Annotated in this window: 11 protein-coding genes; 7 read left to right on the top strand and 4 right to left on the bottom strand. The window is 57.7% G+C overall.

Annotated elements, in window-relative coordinates:
- The first annotated feature begins 30 nt into the window (after nt 1-30).
- The 4 genes from LRM19_RS18650 to feoC all read left to right on the top strand — a co-directional run bounded on the left by LRM19_RS18650 (nt 31) and on the right by feoC (nt 5,490).
- Nucleotides 31-2,361 (top strand): Tex family protein, encoded by a 2,331-nt coding sequence (locus tag LRM19_RS18650; RefSeq protein WP_115876851.1) that lies wholly within the window; start codon nt 31-33, stop codon nt 2,359-2,361.
- A gap of 303 nt (nt 2,362-2,664) precedes the next feature.
- Nucleotides 2,665-2,892 (top strand): ferrous iron transporter A, encoded by a 228-nt coding sequence (feoA, locus tag LRM19_RS18645; RefSeq protein WP_008503050.1) that lies wholly within the window; start codon nt 2,665-2,667, stop codon nt 2,890-2,892.
- A 30-nt stretch (nt 2,893-2,922) separates the two neighbouring features.
- Nucleotides 2,923-5,241 (top strand): Fe(2+) transporter permease subunit FeoB, encoded by a 2,319-nt coding sequence (feoB, locus tag LRM19_RS18640; protein WP_271369606.1) that lies wholly within the window; start codon nt 2,923-2,925, stop codon nt 5,239-5,241.
- A 12-nt stretch (nt 5,242-5,253) separates the two neighbouring features.
- Complete coding sequence (gene feoC, locus LRM19_RS18635) at nt 5,254-5,490, top strand: [Fe-S]-dependent transcriptional repressor FeoC (RefSeq protein ID WP_133295261.1); 237 nt, start codon at nt 5,254-5,256, stop codon at nt 5,488-5,490.
- Between the two features lie 33 nt (nt 5,491-5,523).
- Here feoC and LRM19_RS18630 read toward each other — a convergent pair whose 3' ends face one another.
- On the bottom strand, nt 5,524-5,793 hold the full coding sequence (locus LRM19_RS18630) for a YdgH/BhsA/McbA-like domain containing protein (protein ID WP_048976276.1): 270 nt from the start codon (nt 5,791-5,793) through the stop codon (nt 5,524-5,526).
- A gap of 111 nt (nt 5,794-5,904) precedes the next feature.
- A complete protein-coding gene (bioH, locus tag LRM19_RS18625; RefSeq protein ID WP_127732503.1) occupies nt 5,905-6,678 on the bottom strand; it encodes a pimeloyl-ACP methyl ester esterase BioH in 774 nt (257 codons plus the stop codon).
- A gap of 36 nt (nt 6,679-6,714) precedes the next feature.
- Here bioH and gntX point away from each other — a divergent pair, with 36 nt between their 5' ends.
- The 3 genes from gntX to gntT all read left to right on the top strand — a co-directional run bounded on the left by gntX (nt 6,715) and on the right by gntT (nt 9,668).
- Nucleotides 6,715-7,398: a DNA utilization protein GntX gene (gene gntX, locus LRM19_RS18620; RefSeq protein ID WP_127732505.1), complete on the top strand. Its 684-nt coding sequence runs from the start codon at nt 6,715-6,717 to the stop codon at nt 7,396-7,398.
- A gap of 61 nt (nt 7,399-7,459) precedes the next feature.
- Nucleotides 7,460-8,035, top strand: coding sequence for a Fe-S biogenesis protein NfuA (gene nfuA, locus LRM19_RS18615; protein WP_008503055.1), 576 nt, complete (start codon nt 7,460-7,462; stop codon nt 8,033-8,035).
- Nucleotides 8,036-8,351: 316 nt separating this feature from the next.
- The gene (gntT, locus tag LRM19_RS18610; RefSeq protein ID WP_024907902.1) at nt 8,352-9,668 is read left to right on the top strand and encodes a gluconate transporter; all 1,317 of its coding nucleotides are present in this window, start codon (nt 8,352-8,354) and stop codon (nt 9,666-9,668) included.
- 87 nt (nt 9,669-9,755) lie between these two features.
- On the opposite strand, the gene malQ is transcribed toward gntT, so the two are convergent.
- Both malQ and malP read right to left on the bottom strand, forming a co-directional pair.
- Complete coding sequence (gene malQ, locus LRM19_RS18605; protein WP_115876846.1) at nt 9,756-11,834, bottom strand: 4-alpha-glucanotransferase; 2,079 nt, start codon at nt 11,832-11,834, stop codon at nt 9,756-9,758.
- Nucleotides 11,835-11,843: 9 nt separating this feature from the next.
- Nucleotides 11,844-14,237 (bottom strand): maltodextrin phosphorylase, encoded by a 2,394-nt coding sequence (gene malP / locus LRM19_RS18600; RefSeq protein ID WP_271369605.1) that lies wholly within the window; start codon nt 14,235-14,237, stop codon nt 11,844-11,846.
- Nucleotides 14,238-14,312 lie beyond the last annotated feature (75 nt).

Here is a 14,312-nt window from a genome sequence, read left to right as displayed (position 1 = left end):
GATTTTTTCGACTCAACAGATGATAAAGCCATGATGAATGATTCGCTCTGCCGCATTATTGCGGGTGATATTCAGGCCAGAGCCGAACAGGTAGAAGCTGCCGTTCGCCTGCTTGATGAAGGGAACACCGTGCCGTTTATTGCACGCTATCGTAAGGAAGTCACCGGCGGTCTGGATGACACGCAGCTGCGTAACCTGGAGACCCGTCTCGGTTATCTGCGCGAACTGGAAGAACGTCGTCAGGCGATCCTCAAATCCATCGGCGAACAGGGCAAACTGACCAGCGATCTGGAAAGCGCCATTAACGGCACCCTGAGCAAAACCGAATTAGAAGATCTCTATCTGCCGTACAAACCGAAGCGCCGCACGCGCGGGCAGATTGCGATTGAAGCGGGCCTTGAGCCGCTGGCCGACCTGCTGTGGAACGAGCCGTCGCACGATCCGGAAACCGAAGCGGCGAAATTTATCGACGCTGACAAAGGCGTGGCGGACACCAAGGCCGCCCTCGACGGCGCACGCTACATTCTGATGGAGCGCTTCGCCGAAGACGCCGCGCTGCTCGCTAAAGTGCGTGATTACCTGTGGAAGAATGCCCACATCGTCTCTACCGTCGTCGCGGGTAAAGAGGAAGAAGGCGCGAAATTCCGCGACTATTTCGATCACCACGAACCGATTTCCACCACCCCTTCCCACCGCGCGCTGGCAATGTTCCGCGGCCGCAACGAAGGCGTGCTCCAGCTCTCCCTGAACGCCGACCCGCAGTTTGACGAGCCGCCGAAAGAGAGCCACTGCGAGCAGATCATTATCGACCATCTCGGCCTGCGTCTGAACAACGCCCCGGCAGACAGCTGGCGTAAAGGCGTAGTAAGCTGGACCTGGCGCATCAAGGTGCTGATGCACCTCGAAACCGAGCTGATGGGCACCGTGCGCGAACGCGCCGAAGATGAAGCGATTAACGTCTTCGCCCGTAACCTGCACGACCTGCTGATGGCCGCCCCTGCCGGCCTGCGCGCGACCATGGGTCTCGATCCGGGTCTGCGTACCGGTGTAAAAGTCGCTGTCGTTGACGGAACCGGCAAGCTGGTCGCCACCGACACCATCTATCCGCACACCGGCCAGGCAGCGAAAGCGGCCGTCGTGGTGGCGGCACTGTGCGAAAAATACAACGTCGAGCTGGTCGCCATCGGCAACGGTACGGCATCCCGCGAAACCGAGCGTTTCTATCTCGACGTGCAGAAGCAGTTCCCGAAAGTGACGGCACAGAAAGTGATCGTCAGCGAGGCCGGGGCATCCGTCTACTCCGCGTCCGAGCTGGCGGCACAGGAGTTCCCGGACCTGGACGTTTCCCTGCGCGGCGCGGTCTCGATCGCTCGCCGCCTGCAGGATCCGCTGGCGGAGCTGGTGAAGATCGATCCGAAATCGATCGGCGTGGGCCAGTATCAGCACGACGTGAGCCAGACTCAGCTGGCGCGCAAGCTGGATGCGGTCGTGGAAGACTGCGTAAACGCCGTTGGCGTTGACCTGAACACCGCCTCCGTTCCCCTGCTGACCCGCGTGGCGGGCTTAACCCGCATGATGGCGCAGAACATCGTCGCCTGGCGTGATGAGAACGGTCAGTTCCAGAACCGTCAGCAGCTGCTGAAGGTGAGCCGTCTGGGGCCAAAAGCCTTTGAGCAGTGTGCGGGCTTCCTGCGCATCAACCACGGCGATAACCCGCTGGATGCCTCCACCGTGCACCCGGAGGCGTACCCTGTGGTGGAACGCATCCTGGCCGCCACCCAGCAGGCGCTGAAAGATCTCATGGGTGACAGTAGCGCCCTGCGCAACCTGCAAGCCGTTGATTTCACCGACGACAAATTTGGTGTGCCAACCGTCACCGACATTATTAAAGAGCTGGAAAAGCCGGGCCGCGATCCGCGTCCTGAGTTCAAAACGGCGACCTTTGCCGACGGCGTGGAAACCATGAACGACCTGCTGCCCGGCATGGTGCTGGAAGGCGCGGTGACCAACGTCACCAACTTTGGCGCGTTCGTGGATATCGGCGTGCATCAGGATGGTCTGGTGCATATCTCATCCCTTGCCGACAAGTTCGTTGAAGACCCGCACACCGTGGTCAAAGCGGGCGACATCGTGAAGGTCAAAGTGCTGGAAGTGGATCTGCAGCGCAAGCGTATCGCGCTGACCATGCGTCTGGACGAGCAGCCGGGCGACACCAACGCGCGCCGCGGCGGCAATGGCGGAGGCCGCGAACAGCAGCGTCCCGCCGCGAAAGCGGCAAAACCGCGCGGACGTGATACTCAGCCTGCAGGCAACAGCGCGATGATGGATGCGCTGGCGGCTGCGATGGGTAAAAAACGCTAAGGTTGTAAATGCCCCTCACCCTAACCCTCTCCCCAGAAGGGAGAGGGCCGGGATGAGGGGAATAATCATATCGAAATATATGAAACCGATTGCATAGCCATATTTAAACCACTAATTATCACCCCGTTAACAAATACTCCCCTTTTCGTTTTCCAGGCAATTCAGCAAATATTGAGCAAGGTCAAACAGGCCGTAAATTAATACCGCAAACAACATTCCGTCACAGTTTTAATATTGCTGATAAAAACTATTCTCATTATCATCCCATAGTAGATAATTTAACCTTTCGTGGAATCAGGCGTTATGCAATTCACTCCAGACAGTGCATGGAAGATTACCGGTTTTACCCGCGAAATTAGCCCAGCCTATCGGCAAAAGCTGCTGTCGCTGGGCATGCTGCCCGGCTCGTCATTTCAGGTCGTGCGCGTGGCGCCGCTGGGCGACCCGGTTCATATCGAAACCCGCCGCGTGAATCTGGTCCTGCGTAAGAAAGACCTCGCATTAATAGAAGTCGAAGCCTTATCCCGATAACAAGCCAGCGGTTTCAGTGAGTCTAAAAAAATGAAAAAGTTAACTATTGGCTTAATTGGCAATCCTAATTCCGGCAAGACCACGCTTTTTAACCAGCTGACCGGGGCACGCCAGCGCGTAGGCAACTGGGCGGGCGTGACGGTTGAGCGTAAAGAGGGCCAGTTCACGACGACAGACAACCAGGTGACGCTGGTTGACCTTCCCGGCACCTACTCCTTAACCACCATTTCGTCACAAACCTCGCTCGATGAGCAAATCGCCTGTCACTATATTCTTGGCGGCGACGCGGATCTGCTGATCAACGTGGTCGATGCCTCAAACCTCGAGCGTAACCTCTATCTGACGCTGCAGCTGCTGGAGCTGGGTATCCCCTGCATCGTGGCGCTCAACATGCTCGACATCGCAGAGAAACAAAAGCTGCGCATCGACGTCGATGCCCTCTCCGCGCGCCTGGGATGCCCGGTCGTTCCGCTGGTTTCGACGCGGGCTCGCGGTATTGATGCGCTGAAGCTGGCCATTGACCGTCACGCGGGAAATCGCGACGTTGAGCTGGTGCATTACGCCCAGCCTCTCCTGCGCGAAGCCAACGTGCTGGCGCAGGAGATGGACAAAGCCATGCCTGCGAAACAGCGCCTGTGGCTTGGCCTGCAGATGCTGGAAGGGGATATCTACAGCCGCGCTTACGCCGGGCATGCGGCCGATAAGCTGGACGCGACGGTGGCTCGTCTTAGCGACGAGCTGGACGATCCGGCGCTGCACATCGCCGATGCGCGTTACCAGGCCATCGCCTCGATTTGCGACGTGGTGAGTAACGCGCTGACGGCGGAACCCAGCCGCTTTACGGCGGCGGTGGATAAGGTCGTGCTTAACCGCTTCCTCGGTTTGCCCATCTTCCTGCTGGTCATGTACGTGATGTTCCTGCTCGCCATTAACATCGGCGGCGCACTCCAGCCTATTTTCGACGCCGGTTCCGTCGCGGTCTTCGTGCACGGCATTCAGTGGGTGGGATACACCCTCCACTTCCCGGAATGGTTAACCATCTTCCTCGCGCAGGGGATCGGCGGCGGTATCAACACCGTTCTGCCTCTGGTGCCGCAGATCGGCATGATGTATCTGTTCCTCTCGTTCCTGGAAGATTCCGGCTACATGGCGCGCGCGGCGTTCGTGATGGATCGTCTGATGCAGGCGCTGGGCCTGCCGGGTAAATCCTTCGTCCCGCTGATCGTCGGCTTCGGCTGTAACGTGCCGTCGGTGATGGGCGCACGCACCCTGGATGCGCCGCGCGAGCGTCTGATGACCATTATGATGGCGCCGTTTATGTCCTGCGGTGCCCGACTGGCGATCTTCGCGGTCTTTGCGGCAGCCTTCTTTGGCCAGCAGGGCGCGCTGGCGGTCTTCTCGCTCTACGTGCTGGGCATCGTGATGGCGATCCTGACCGGTCTAATGCTGAAGCACACCATAATGCGCGGTGAAGCGTCACCGTTCGTGATGGAGCTGCCGGTGTACCACGTCCCCCATCTGAAAAGCCTGGCGATCCAGACCTGGCAGCGCCTGAAAGGCTTCGTCCTGCGCGCTGGTAAGGTGATTGTCATCGTCAGTATTTTCCTGAGCGCGCTGAACAGCTTCACCCTCAGCGGACAGGCGGCAGATAACATTAACGACTCTGCCCTCGCCTCCGTCAGCCGCGTCATCACGCCGGTCTTCAAACCGATTGGCGTGCATGAGGATAACTGGCAGGCAACCGTCGGGCTGTTTACCGGCGCAATGGCAAAAGAGGTGGTTGTCGGTACCCTGAACACGCTCTACACCGCCGAGAACATTCAGGAGCAGGAATTTAATCCGGCAGAGTTTCATCTCGGTCATGAGCTGCTGGGTGCCATAGAGGAAACCTGGCAGAGCCTGAAGGACACCTTCAGCCTGAGCGTGCTGGCGAACCCGATTGAAGCGAGCAAAGGCGACGGTGAAATGGCGACGGGTGCCATGGGGGTGATGAGCGAGAAATTTGGCAGCGCGTCCGCCGCCTATAGCTACCTCATCTTTGTTCTGCTCTACATTCCGTGCATCTCCGTGATGGGGGCGATTGCTCGCGAGTCCAGCCGCGGCTGGATGGGCTTCTCTATCCTGTGGGGGCTGAATATCGCTTACTCGCTGGCGACGCTGTTTTATCAAACCGTCAATTTCAGCCAGCACCCGCGCTACAGCCTGGTCTGCATTCTCGCGGTTGTGCTGTTTAACGTGATAGTGCTCGGTCTGCTGCGGCGGGCACGCAGCCGCGTCGACATCGACCTGCTGGCAAACCGTAAAACCGCCGCGACCTGCTGCAGCAGCCCGGCGGGCGACTGTCACTAAGGAGCACACCCCATGGCATCGTTGATTCAGGTTCGTGACATGCTGGCACTGCAGGGGCGGATGGAGGCGAAACAGCTGAGCCTCAGCCTGCATACGCCGCAGCCGATGATCGATGCCATGCTGGAAAGACTGGAAGCCATGGGGAAAGCCGTGCGGATTCAGGAAGACGCTGACGGCTGTCTCTCCGGCAGTTGTAAAAGCTGTCCGGAAGGAAAGGCCTGCCTCAGGGAGTGGTGGGCACTGCGTTAATAAAGCCAGGCATTGCTGCCTGGCTTTGTCGTATTACTTGTAGACGTCCGCCGTTGCGCGTACGTTTTTGGTCTGTTTTTCTGCGCTGGTGACGACGTAGTACGTTCCGCCCAGCTCATCCGCTTTCTTCGAGAGCTCTCTGCGAGCATCCATCGGCGCGGTGGTGTCAGACGTAGAAATTTCACCAATTTTCGTCAGATTCATGCTGGCAACTTTATCTTTTTCCAGCTCTTTTGCCGCAAAGACGCCAAATGACAGTGACCCAATAACCAGAGAAGTGACAATACCTGTAACAAGTTTCATAGCCTGACTCTCCATAGGATTGTTGTTTTGATTATCGTAGGCAGAACAACCGCAACGACATCTGGAGTATGGTTGCGGTGTGTTACTTTTTCCAGGCAGGATAGAAAATAATCAGTCGAAACGTTGACTTAACGCAATCAGCGCTGAACAAAATTCCGTCGGATGAGAGATAAACGGGGCATGCGCAGCTTTGGCAACGATCTGCGATTCGCTGTCAGGCCAGAGCGAATCCAGCAGCGGAGCCACTTTGCGCGGGACAATTCCGTCGAGGTAGCCATAGATACGCAGGTGCGGCATCGTCAGGGCGGCCAGCGGCTCGCGCAGATCAACCGTTTTCAGGATCTCCAGGCCACCGTTAAGCACCTCAACCTCCGGCATCGGCAGCGAAAGCACAGTTTGCTTCAGCGTACGGGCATCCTGACGCGCGGTTTCAGTACCCATCGTCTGCAGCGCGAGAAAACGCTCTACGGTCCGCTGGAAATCGTCGCTCAGCTGCTGCTGAAAGCCCGCCAGTACCTCGGGTTTTATCCCTGGCCACGCGTCCTGCGCGCTAAAACAAGGCGACGACGCCACCGTCACCAGCGCTTTTACGCGGTCAGGTCTCGACAGCGCAATCTGGCTCGCCACCAGCCCGCCCAGGCTCCAGCCCAGCCAGATGGCATTTTGCGGAGCAGCGTTCAGAACCTGCTCCGCCATCTCATCAAGCGACATGGCCCCAAAACCGCGGCTGCGGCCATAACCCGGCAAATCCACCAGATGCAGCGTGAAATGCGAGGCGAGTTCCTCGCTTACGCAACGCCATACTTCAGCATTCAGTCCCCATCCGTGCAGCAGCACAAGATGGCAATTTCCTGTCCCGACGGTCTGCCACCACAGCGTCTTCATCAGTTACTGTTCTCTTTTTTCACATGGAGGTTGCACATGCTAACAGTACCTGGGTTGTGCTGGCTATGCCGAATGCCGCTGGCACTAGGCGGGTGGGGCATCTGCTCCGTCTGTACGCGATCGCTGCAATGGCGTATCGGGATCTGCCCACAATGTGGTTTACCGGCCACGAATCCCGCTTTGCCCTGTGGCCGTTGCCTGAAAAAGTCCCCGCCGTGGAGCGCGATGGTGGCGGTGGATGATTATGTTCCACCGCTGAACAGGCTGATCCATGCGCTGAAGTTTTCCGGGCAGAGCTCGCTGGCACAGCCCCTTGCTCGCCTGCTGTTGCTGGCGGTTTTGCAGGCGCGACGTCAGCGGGCACTGCCGAAAATCGACATGGTGGTGAGTGTCCCCCTTTACCGACGTCGTCACTGGCGGCGCGGCTATAACCAGAGTGACCTGCTCTGCCGTCCCCTCGCACGGTGGCTCGGCTGTCGGTATGATGCCCGCGCGCTGACACGTGTTCATGCCACCGCCATCCAGCATCAGCTCAGCGCCCGGCTTCGCAAAAGAAACCTCAAAAACGCCTTTCGCCTTGAATTGCCGGTCGACGGGCTCCATATCGCAATTGTGGATGATGTTGTCACCACAGGCAGTACCGTTGCTGAACTTTCCCGACTGCTTTTGCAAAGCGGCGCCGCGTCGGTTCAGGTATGGTGTCTGTGCCGTACCTTGTAGCCCTTCTTCAATGGGCGTATGATTATACCCAGGTAATTTAGTCAACTATTAGGCCAAAGCTATGATCCGTATTTCCGATTCTGCACAAGCGCACTTTGCCAAACTGCTGGCAAATCAGGAAGAAGGGACGCAGATCCGTGTGTTTGTGATCAATCCAGGCACGCCGAATGCAGAATGTGGTGTTTCTTATTGTCCTCCGGACGCTGTGGAAGCTACTGACACTGCCCTTAAGTTTGAACAGCTCACCGCCTATGTTGATGAGCTGAGCGCACCGTATCTTGAAGATGCGGAGATCGACTTCGTCACCGATCAGTTGGGTTCTCAGCTGACCCTGAAAGCGCCGAACGCGAAAATGCGTAAAGTGTCTGACGATGCCCCTCTGATGGAGCGCGTTGAGTATCTGCTGCAATCCCAGATCAACCCACAGCTGGCGGGCCACGGCGGCCGTGTTTCCCTGATGGAAATCACCGACGAAGGTTTTGCCATTCTGCAGTTTGGCGGCGGCTGTAACGGCTGTTCAATGGTCGATGTCACCCTGAAAGAAGGGATCGAGAAGCAGCTGCTGAACGAGTTCCCGGAACTGAAAGGCGTGCGTGACCTGACCGAACACCAGCGCGGCGAGCACTCTTACTACTGATTCATTGCCCATCTGTATTGCCCGGTGGCGCTGCGCTTACCGGGCCTACAAAACCCTGCTCCCCCTCTTCGCTCCCCTCTATATGTTGACCTGCGTCTCATAATTCACATTTTGCCTGCCAGGGTGATTCTCAATCACGTCATGTTACCCGTATCATTCTCATGGGCACTAAGCACACCCATAACAGCCGACTAAACTTAATCGTTTAAAAGGCATCAGTATTAGTGCCGTTACTTCTCTGTTCCCAGTTGGGACAATCGGAATTTGTCGTTGAAACAATGACGTTACCCATAACAATTCAAAGGCCAGGTAAATCATGCCATTAGTCATCGTTGCTATCGGTGTTGTGTTATTACTGCTCTTGATGATCCGTTTCAAAATGAACGGATTTATCGCTCTGGTTCTGGTGGCACTTGCAGTCGGTCTGATGCAGGGGATGCCGCTGGTGAAAGTTATCAGCTCGATTAAAGCCGGTGTCGGCGGCACGCTCGGCAGCCTGGCATTGATCATGGGCTTCGGCGCCATGCTCGGTAAAATGCTGGCGGACTGCGGGGGCGCGCAGCGTATTGCCACCACGCTTATCGACAAATTCGGTAAGAAGAACATTCAGTGGGCAGTGGTGTTAACCGGCTTTACCGTTGGTTTCGCGCTGTTCTATGAAGTGGGCTTCGTATTGATGCTGCCGCTGGTGTTCACCATTGCGGCTGCCGCGAGCATCCCGCTGCTGTATGTCGGCGTGCCAATGGCTGCGGCGCTGTCCGTGACCCACGGCTTCCTGCCGCCGCACCCGGGTCCAACCGCTATCGCGACCATCTTCCACGCGGATATGGGTAAAACTCTGCTGTTCGGTACGATTCTGGCGATCCCGACGGTGATTCTGGCCGGCCCGGTTTATGCCCGCTTCCTGAAGGGCATTGATAAGCCGATTCCGGAAGGTCTGTACAGCGCCAAAACCTTCACCGAAGAAGAGATGCCGGGCTTTGGCGTCAGCGTATGGACCTCCCTGGTACCGGTGATCCTGATGGCGATGCGCGCCGTGGCGGAGATGATCCTGCCTAAAGGTCATGCGTTCCTGTCCGTGGCGGAATTCCTGGGTGACCCGGTGATGGCAACGCTGATTGCCGTGCTGATCGCGATGTTCACCTTCGGTTTGAACCGTGGCCGCTCCATGGATCAGATCAACGACACGCTGACCTCTTCAATCAAAATCATTGCCATGATGCTCCTGATCATCGGCGGTGGCGGTGCATTCAAGCAGGTTCTGGTCGACAGCGGCGTGGACAAATACATCGCCGCCATGATGCATGAAACCAACGTATCGCCGCTCCTGATGGCCTGGTCTATTGCCGCGGTTCTGCGTATTGCGCTGGGTTCAGCGACCGTTGCGGCGATCACCGCAGGCGGTATCGTTGCCCCGCTGATTGCGACCACGGGCGTAAGCCCTGAGCTGATGGTTATCGCCGTCGGTTCCGGTAGCGTGATTTTCTCTCACGTTAACGACCCGGGCTTCTGGCTGTTCAAGGAGTACTTCAACCTGACGATCGGTGAAACCATCAAGTCCTGGTCCGCGCTGGAAACCATTATTTCGGTGTGTGGTCTGGTCGGGGTGCTGCTGCTCAACATGGTGGTCTGATGCCCTAAGTCGGGTGGCGGCTACGCCTTACCCGACCTGCATGAGCACTGCCTGATAATAAAAAACCCGCCACTGGCGGGTTTTTTATTACTTCTTACCAGCAGCTTTTCGCCGCTTATCCAAATCCTTGATCAGCCTATTCACCCCATCATCGGCAAACATCGCCTCAAGCGTGGTGGACAGCTTGCGACGCCAGTTCTTGTACTGATAGCTGGTGCCCGGGATGTTCACCGGCTCCGCCATATCAATCCAGTCTTCCGGCTGCAGCCCCAGCAGCGCGCTGTTGCTGTCGGCAATATAGCGCTGCAGGCCGCGGTTGAGTGTCGCGGTCATCGACATCAATGACGCTTTATGTCCGGCACGTTTCGGCAGACAGCCCTGCTTGTGCAGCGCATCCAGTAGCCCCTGTTTGGAAAGCTCGCGATCCTGATACAGGCCGCGTAACACCTCCTCATCAGGATACAGGCCCAGCGTTTTGCCGAGCGTCAGATCGCCGCTTTCCCAATAGCCACGAAGCGTAGGAAGGTCATGCGTCGTCGCGACTGCCATTGACTGTTCAGGGTACGCTTGCGGCGCGCGGAAGGTTTTCTCATGGTCGTTTTCAAAATAGAGCACTTTATAGGAGTAGACGCCGCTGTCGCGGAGCTTGCTGACAATTTCCACCGGCACGGTACCGAGATCTTCACCGATCACCATGCACTGATGGCGCTTGCTTTCCAGGGCCAGGATCGACAGCAGATCGTCAACCGGATACTGCACATACGCCCCGTGATCGGCTGTTTCACCGTATGGGATCCACCACAGACGCAGCACGGACATTACGTGGTCAATACGCAGCGCGCCGCAGTTCTGCATGTTAGCGCGCAGCAGGTCGATAAACGGCTCGTAAGCGCGCTCCGCCATGACGTGCGGATCCATAGGCGGCAATCCCCAGTTCTGGCCCAGCGGGCCAAGGATATCCGGCGGCGCGCCGACGGAGGCTTTCAGACAGTAAAGCTCACGGTCACACCAGGTTTCCGCGCCGCCTTCCGCCACGCCCACGGCCAGATCGCGGTACAGGCCAATCGGCATTTTATAGCCCTGGCTCACCTGCCAGCAGGCGGCAAACTGGCTATAAGCCAGCCACTGCAGCCACAGGTAGAAGTCCACTTCATCGGCATTTTTTTTACAGAACGCTTTCACTTCAGGCGTGTCGACGCTCTGATACGCTTCGGGCCAGACCGGCCAGCCCCAGCGCATTTCGTCTTCTTTTACCTGATATGCGTGCAGCGCATCGAACGCCGCCTGCCAGTACAGGCTCTCGCCCTCCTGCGTCACAAACTGGCGGAACGCGGCCATCTGCTCGTCATCGCGCTGCGAAAAGCCTTTCCACGCCAGGCGCAGCGCGGCCATTTTCAGCGCCGTGACGGTGGAATAGTCCACCCAGTCAGCTTCGCGCGCCTGCTTCAGCGCCTGCTGTGTGGTGCTGAGTTTCCACCACGCCTGCGCCTCCTGGCTGTTTTTGAAATCATCTAAGGCGTTAACGTCGATATAAATAACGTTCAGCCAGCGACGGGACGACGGACTATACGGGCTGGCGCTCTCCGGGTTGGCCGGATAGAGCGCGTGGATCGGGTTGAGACCGATAAACGCGCCGCCGCGCTCGCCCACGGATGCCAGCATCTTTTTCAGATCGCCAAAATCACCGATGCCCCAGTTGCTGTCGGAACGCAGAGTGTAGAGCTGCACGCAGGCGCCCCACAGCTTTTTGCCTTCAAGCAGCGCCTGCGGCTCGTAGCAGCGTTTTGGCGCGACGATCACCCGGCAGTGGAAACGCAGATCGTCCTGGGTGAGCGTTAAGGTGTGATACCCCTCCGGCAGCTTTGCCGGAAGGTTTAACGTTTTGCCGCCGGTGGCGTGACCTTTATGCTGATGCCCCTCTTCGGTGGTAAGAAGCCAGCTAAACTCGCCGCGCCCCTCCACCGCCAGCGGCATCTTTTTGCCTGCGGTGAATACCTTCACGTTCGGCACCGGCGCAGCCGACGCTTTCGCGTCGGTTTTGTGCATGGCATCCAGCAAACGTCTTTTGGTGTCCGCACCAATAGACTGCGGTTTGCCGTGAGCATTAATGTAACTGAGGCTAATTCCCGCCGCCTGCGCGGCACTGTCCAGACGTTTACTCTCCATCGCGCTTCCTTAGCGTTTTGCCTGCCAGATACGGGCCTGATAATCACGGATTGAGCGGTCAGAGCTGAACATACCGCAGCGGGCGGTATTCAGGATGCACGCGCGGGTCCACGCTTCCTGGTCGCGATACAGCACGTCGACCTGCCTTTGCGCTTCAACGTAGGCCGTGAAGTCCGCCATTACCAGATACGGGTCACCGCCGTGTTTGTCCATGCTGTGCAGCATCTGGTCAAACGCGTGCTTATCGCCGTCGCTGTATTTACCGCTCTCCAGCTCCTTCAGCACCGCATCGAGGACTTTGTCTTTCTTACGCCATTTCACCGGGTCATAGCCTTTGGCCTTGATAGCTTTCACCTCTTCCACAGTATGGCCGAAGATAAAGATGTTCTCTTCGCCCACCTTCTCGGCGATTTCGACGTTCGCCCCGTCGAGCGTGCCGACGGTCAGCGCGCCGTTCAGCGCCAGCTTCATGTTGCCGGTACCGGAGGCTTCTTTTCCTGCGGTTGAGATCTGCTCGGAGATATCCGCCGCCGGGATCAGCATTTCCGCCGCCGAGACGCAGTAGTCCGGCAGGAACACTACCTTCAGCTTGTCGCCTACTTTCGGATCGCTGTTGATCGCCGCCGCCACTTTATTGATGGCGAGGATAATGTTTTTCGCCAGGTAGTAGCCCGGCGCCGCTTTCGCACCGAACAGGAACACGCGCGGCACGCGGTCGGCCTGCGGGTTCTCGCGGATCTCTTTGTACAGCGCCAGAATGTGCAGCAGGTTCAGATGCTGGCGTTTGTACTCGTGCAGACGTTTGATCTGGATATCGAATATGGCGTTCGGGTTGATCTCAATCCCGGTACGCACTTTCACAAACTCCGCCAGGCGAACCTTGTTCTCAAGCTTGATCGCCCGGTACTGCTCGCGGAATTTCGCGTCGTCAGCGTATTTTTCCAGGTTGATGAGCTGGTCCAGATCGTTGGCCCACTCTTTCTTCAGGGTCTTATCCAGCAGGCCGGCCAGCAGCGGGTTGCACTGCTTGATCCAGCGACGCGGCGTGATGCCGTTGGTCACGTTGTGGAATTTGGTTGGCCACAGCTGGTGGTATTCCGGGAAGAGATCTTTGACCACCAGATCCGAGTGCAGCGCCGCCACGCCATTCACCGCAAACCCGCTGACAACGCACATATTCGCCATGCGCACCTGCTTGTCGTGAACCACCGCCAGCTTCGCCCAGACCGCCTTGTTGCCCGGCCAGGTTTTATCCACGAGCTTTTTAAACTGGTCGTTAATCTTGTTGATGATCTGCATGTGGCGCGGCAGCAGCGTTTTCACCAGCTTCTCATCCCAGCACTCAAGCGCTTCTGGCATCAGGGTGTGGTTGGTGTAGGCAAAGGTACGGCTGGTGATGGCCCAGGCGTCATCCCAGCTCAGCTGGTGCTCGTCGATCAGCACGCGCAGCAGCTCCGGGATGGCAATGGTCGGGTGCGTGTCGTTGAGCTGAATCACTTCAAAGTCCGGCAGCTGCGCCAGCTTGCGGCCCGCCAGGTGATGGCGACGCAGAATGTCCGCCACGGAGCAGGCGCACTGGAAGTACTGCTGCATCAGGCGAAGCTTTTTACCGGCCAGGTGGTTGTCGTTCGGATAGAGGACTTTAGTCAGCTTCTCGGCGTCGATGCCCTGCTGCTCGGCCCGCAGGAAATCGCCGTCGTTGAATTTTGTCAGGTTAAACGGGTGGGCGTGCTTCGCCTGCCACAGACGCAGCGGCTGCGCCACGCCGTTACGATAGCCAAGCACCGGCAGATCCCAGGCTTCGCCAGTGATAGTGAATGCCGGTTCCCAGAGACCCTGCTTTGTCACTTTCCCGCCAATGCCAACCTGTACGTCCAGCTGCGCGTTGTGGCGGAACCACGGATAGGTATTGCGATGCCAGTCGTCCGGCGCTTCCATCTGATGCCCGTCGGCAAACGACTGACGGAACAGGCCGTACTGGTAGTTCAGACCGTAGCCAATCGCCGACTGGCCAACGGTCGCCATGGAGTCAAGGAAGCAGGCCGCCAGGCGTCCCAGGCCGCCGTTGCCCAGCGCCGGGTCAATCTCTTCTTCCAGCAGGTCGGTCAGGTTAATGTCGTGTTCTTTAAGAACGTCACCGACCTCCTGATACCAGCCGAGGTTCAACAGGTTGTTGCCCGTCAGACGGCCAATCAGGAATTCCATTGAAATGTAGTTTATATGGCGCTGGCCTTTTACCGGTTTTGCCAGGGGCTGAGCATCCAGCTGCTCTGCGAGCGCACCGCTCACTGCCTGCCACCACTGGTGAGGCGTCATTTCGTTTGCAGCATGAAGGCCAAAACGCTGCCACTGACGCGTCAGGGCAGCCTGGAATTGAGCTTTGTTGAAGGTAGGCTGTGACATAGGGGATCGGCATCCTTTAGAAAGAAAACACAAGTTGGCGCTAGTGTGCCTGGCTCATTTCCCCTCTTCCTCCTC

The organism is Enterobacter sp. PI-10 (assembly GCF_027947695.1).
Lineage (GTDB): Bacteria > Pseudomonadota > Gammaproteobacteria > Enterobacterales > Enterobacteriaceae > Enterobacter > Enterobacter vonholyi.
The sequence above is the reverse complement of the archived record's forward strand: the minus strand, read 5'-3'. Positions and strand labels throughout refer to the sequence as shown.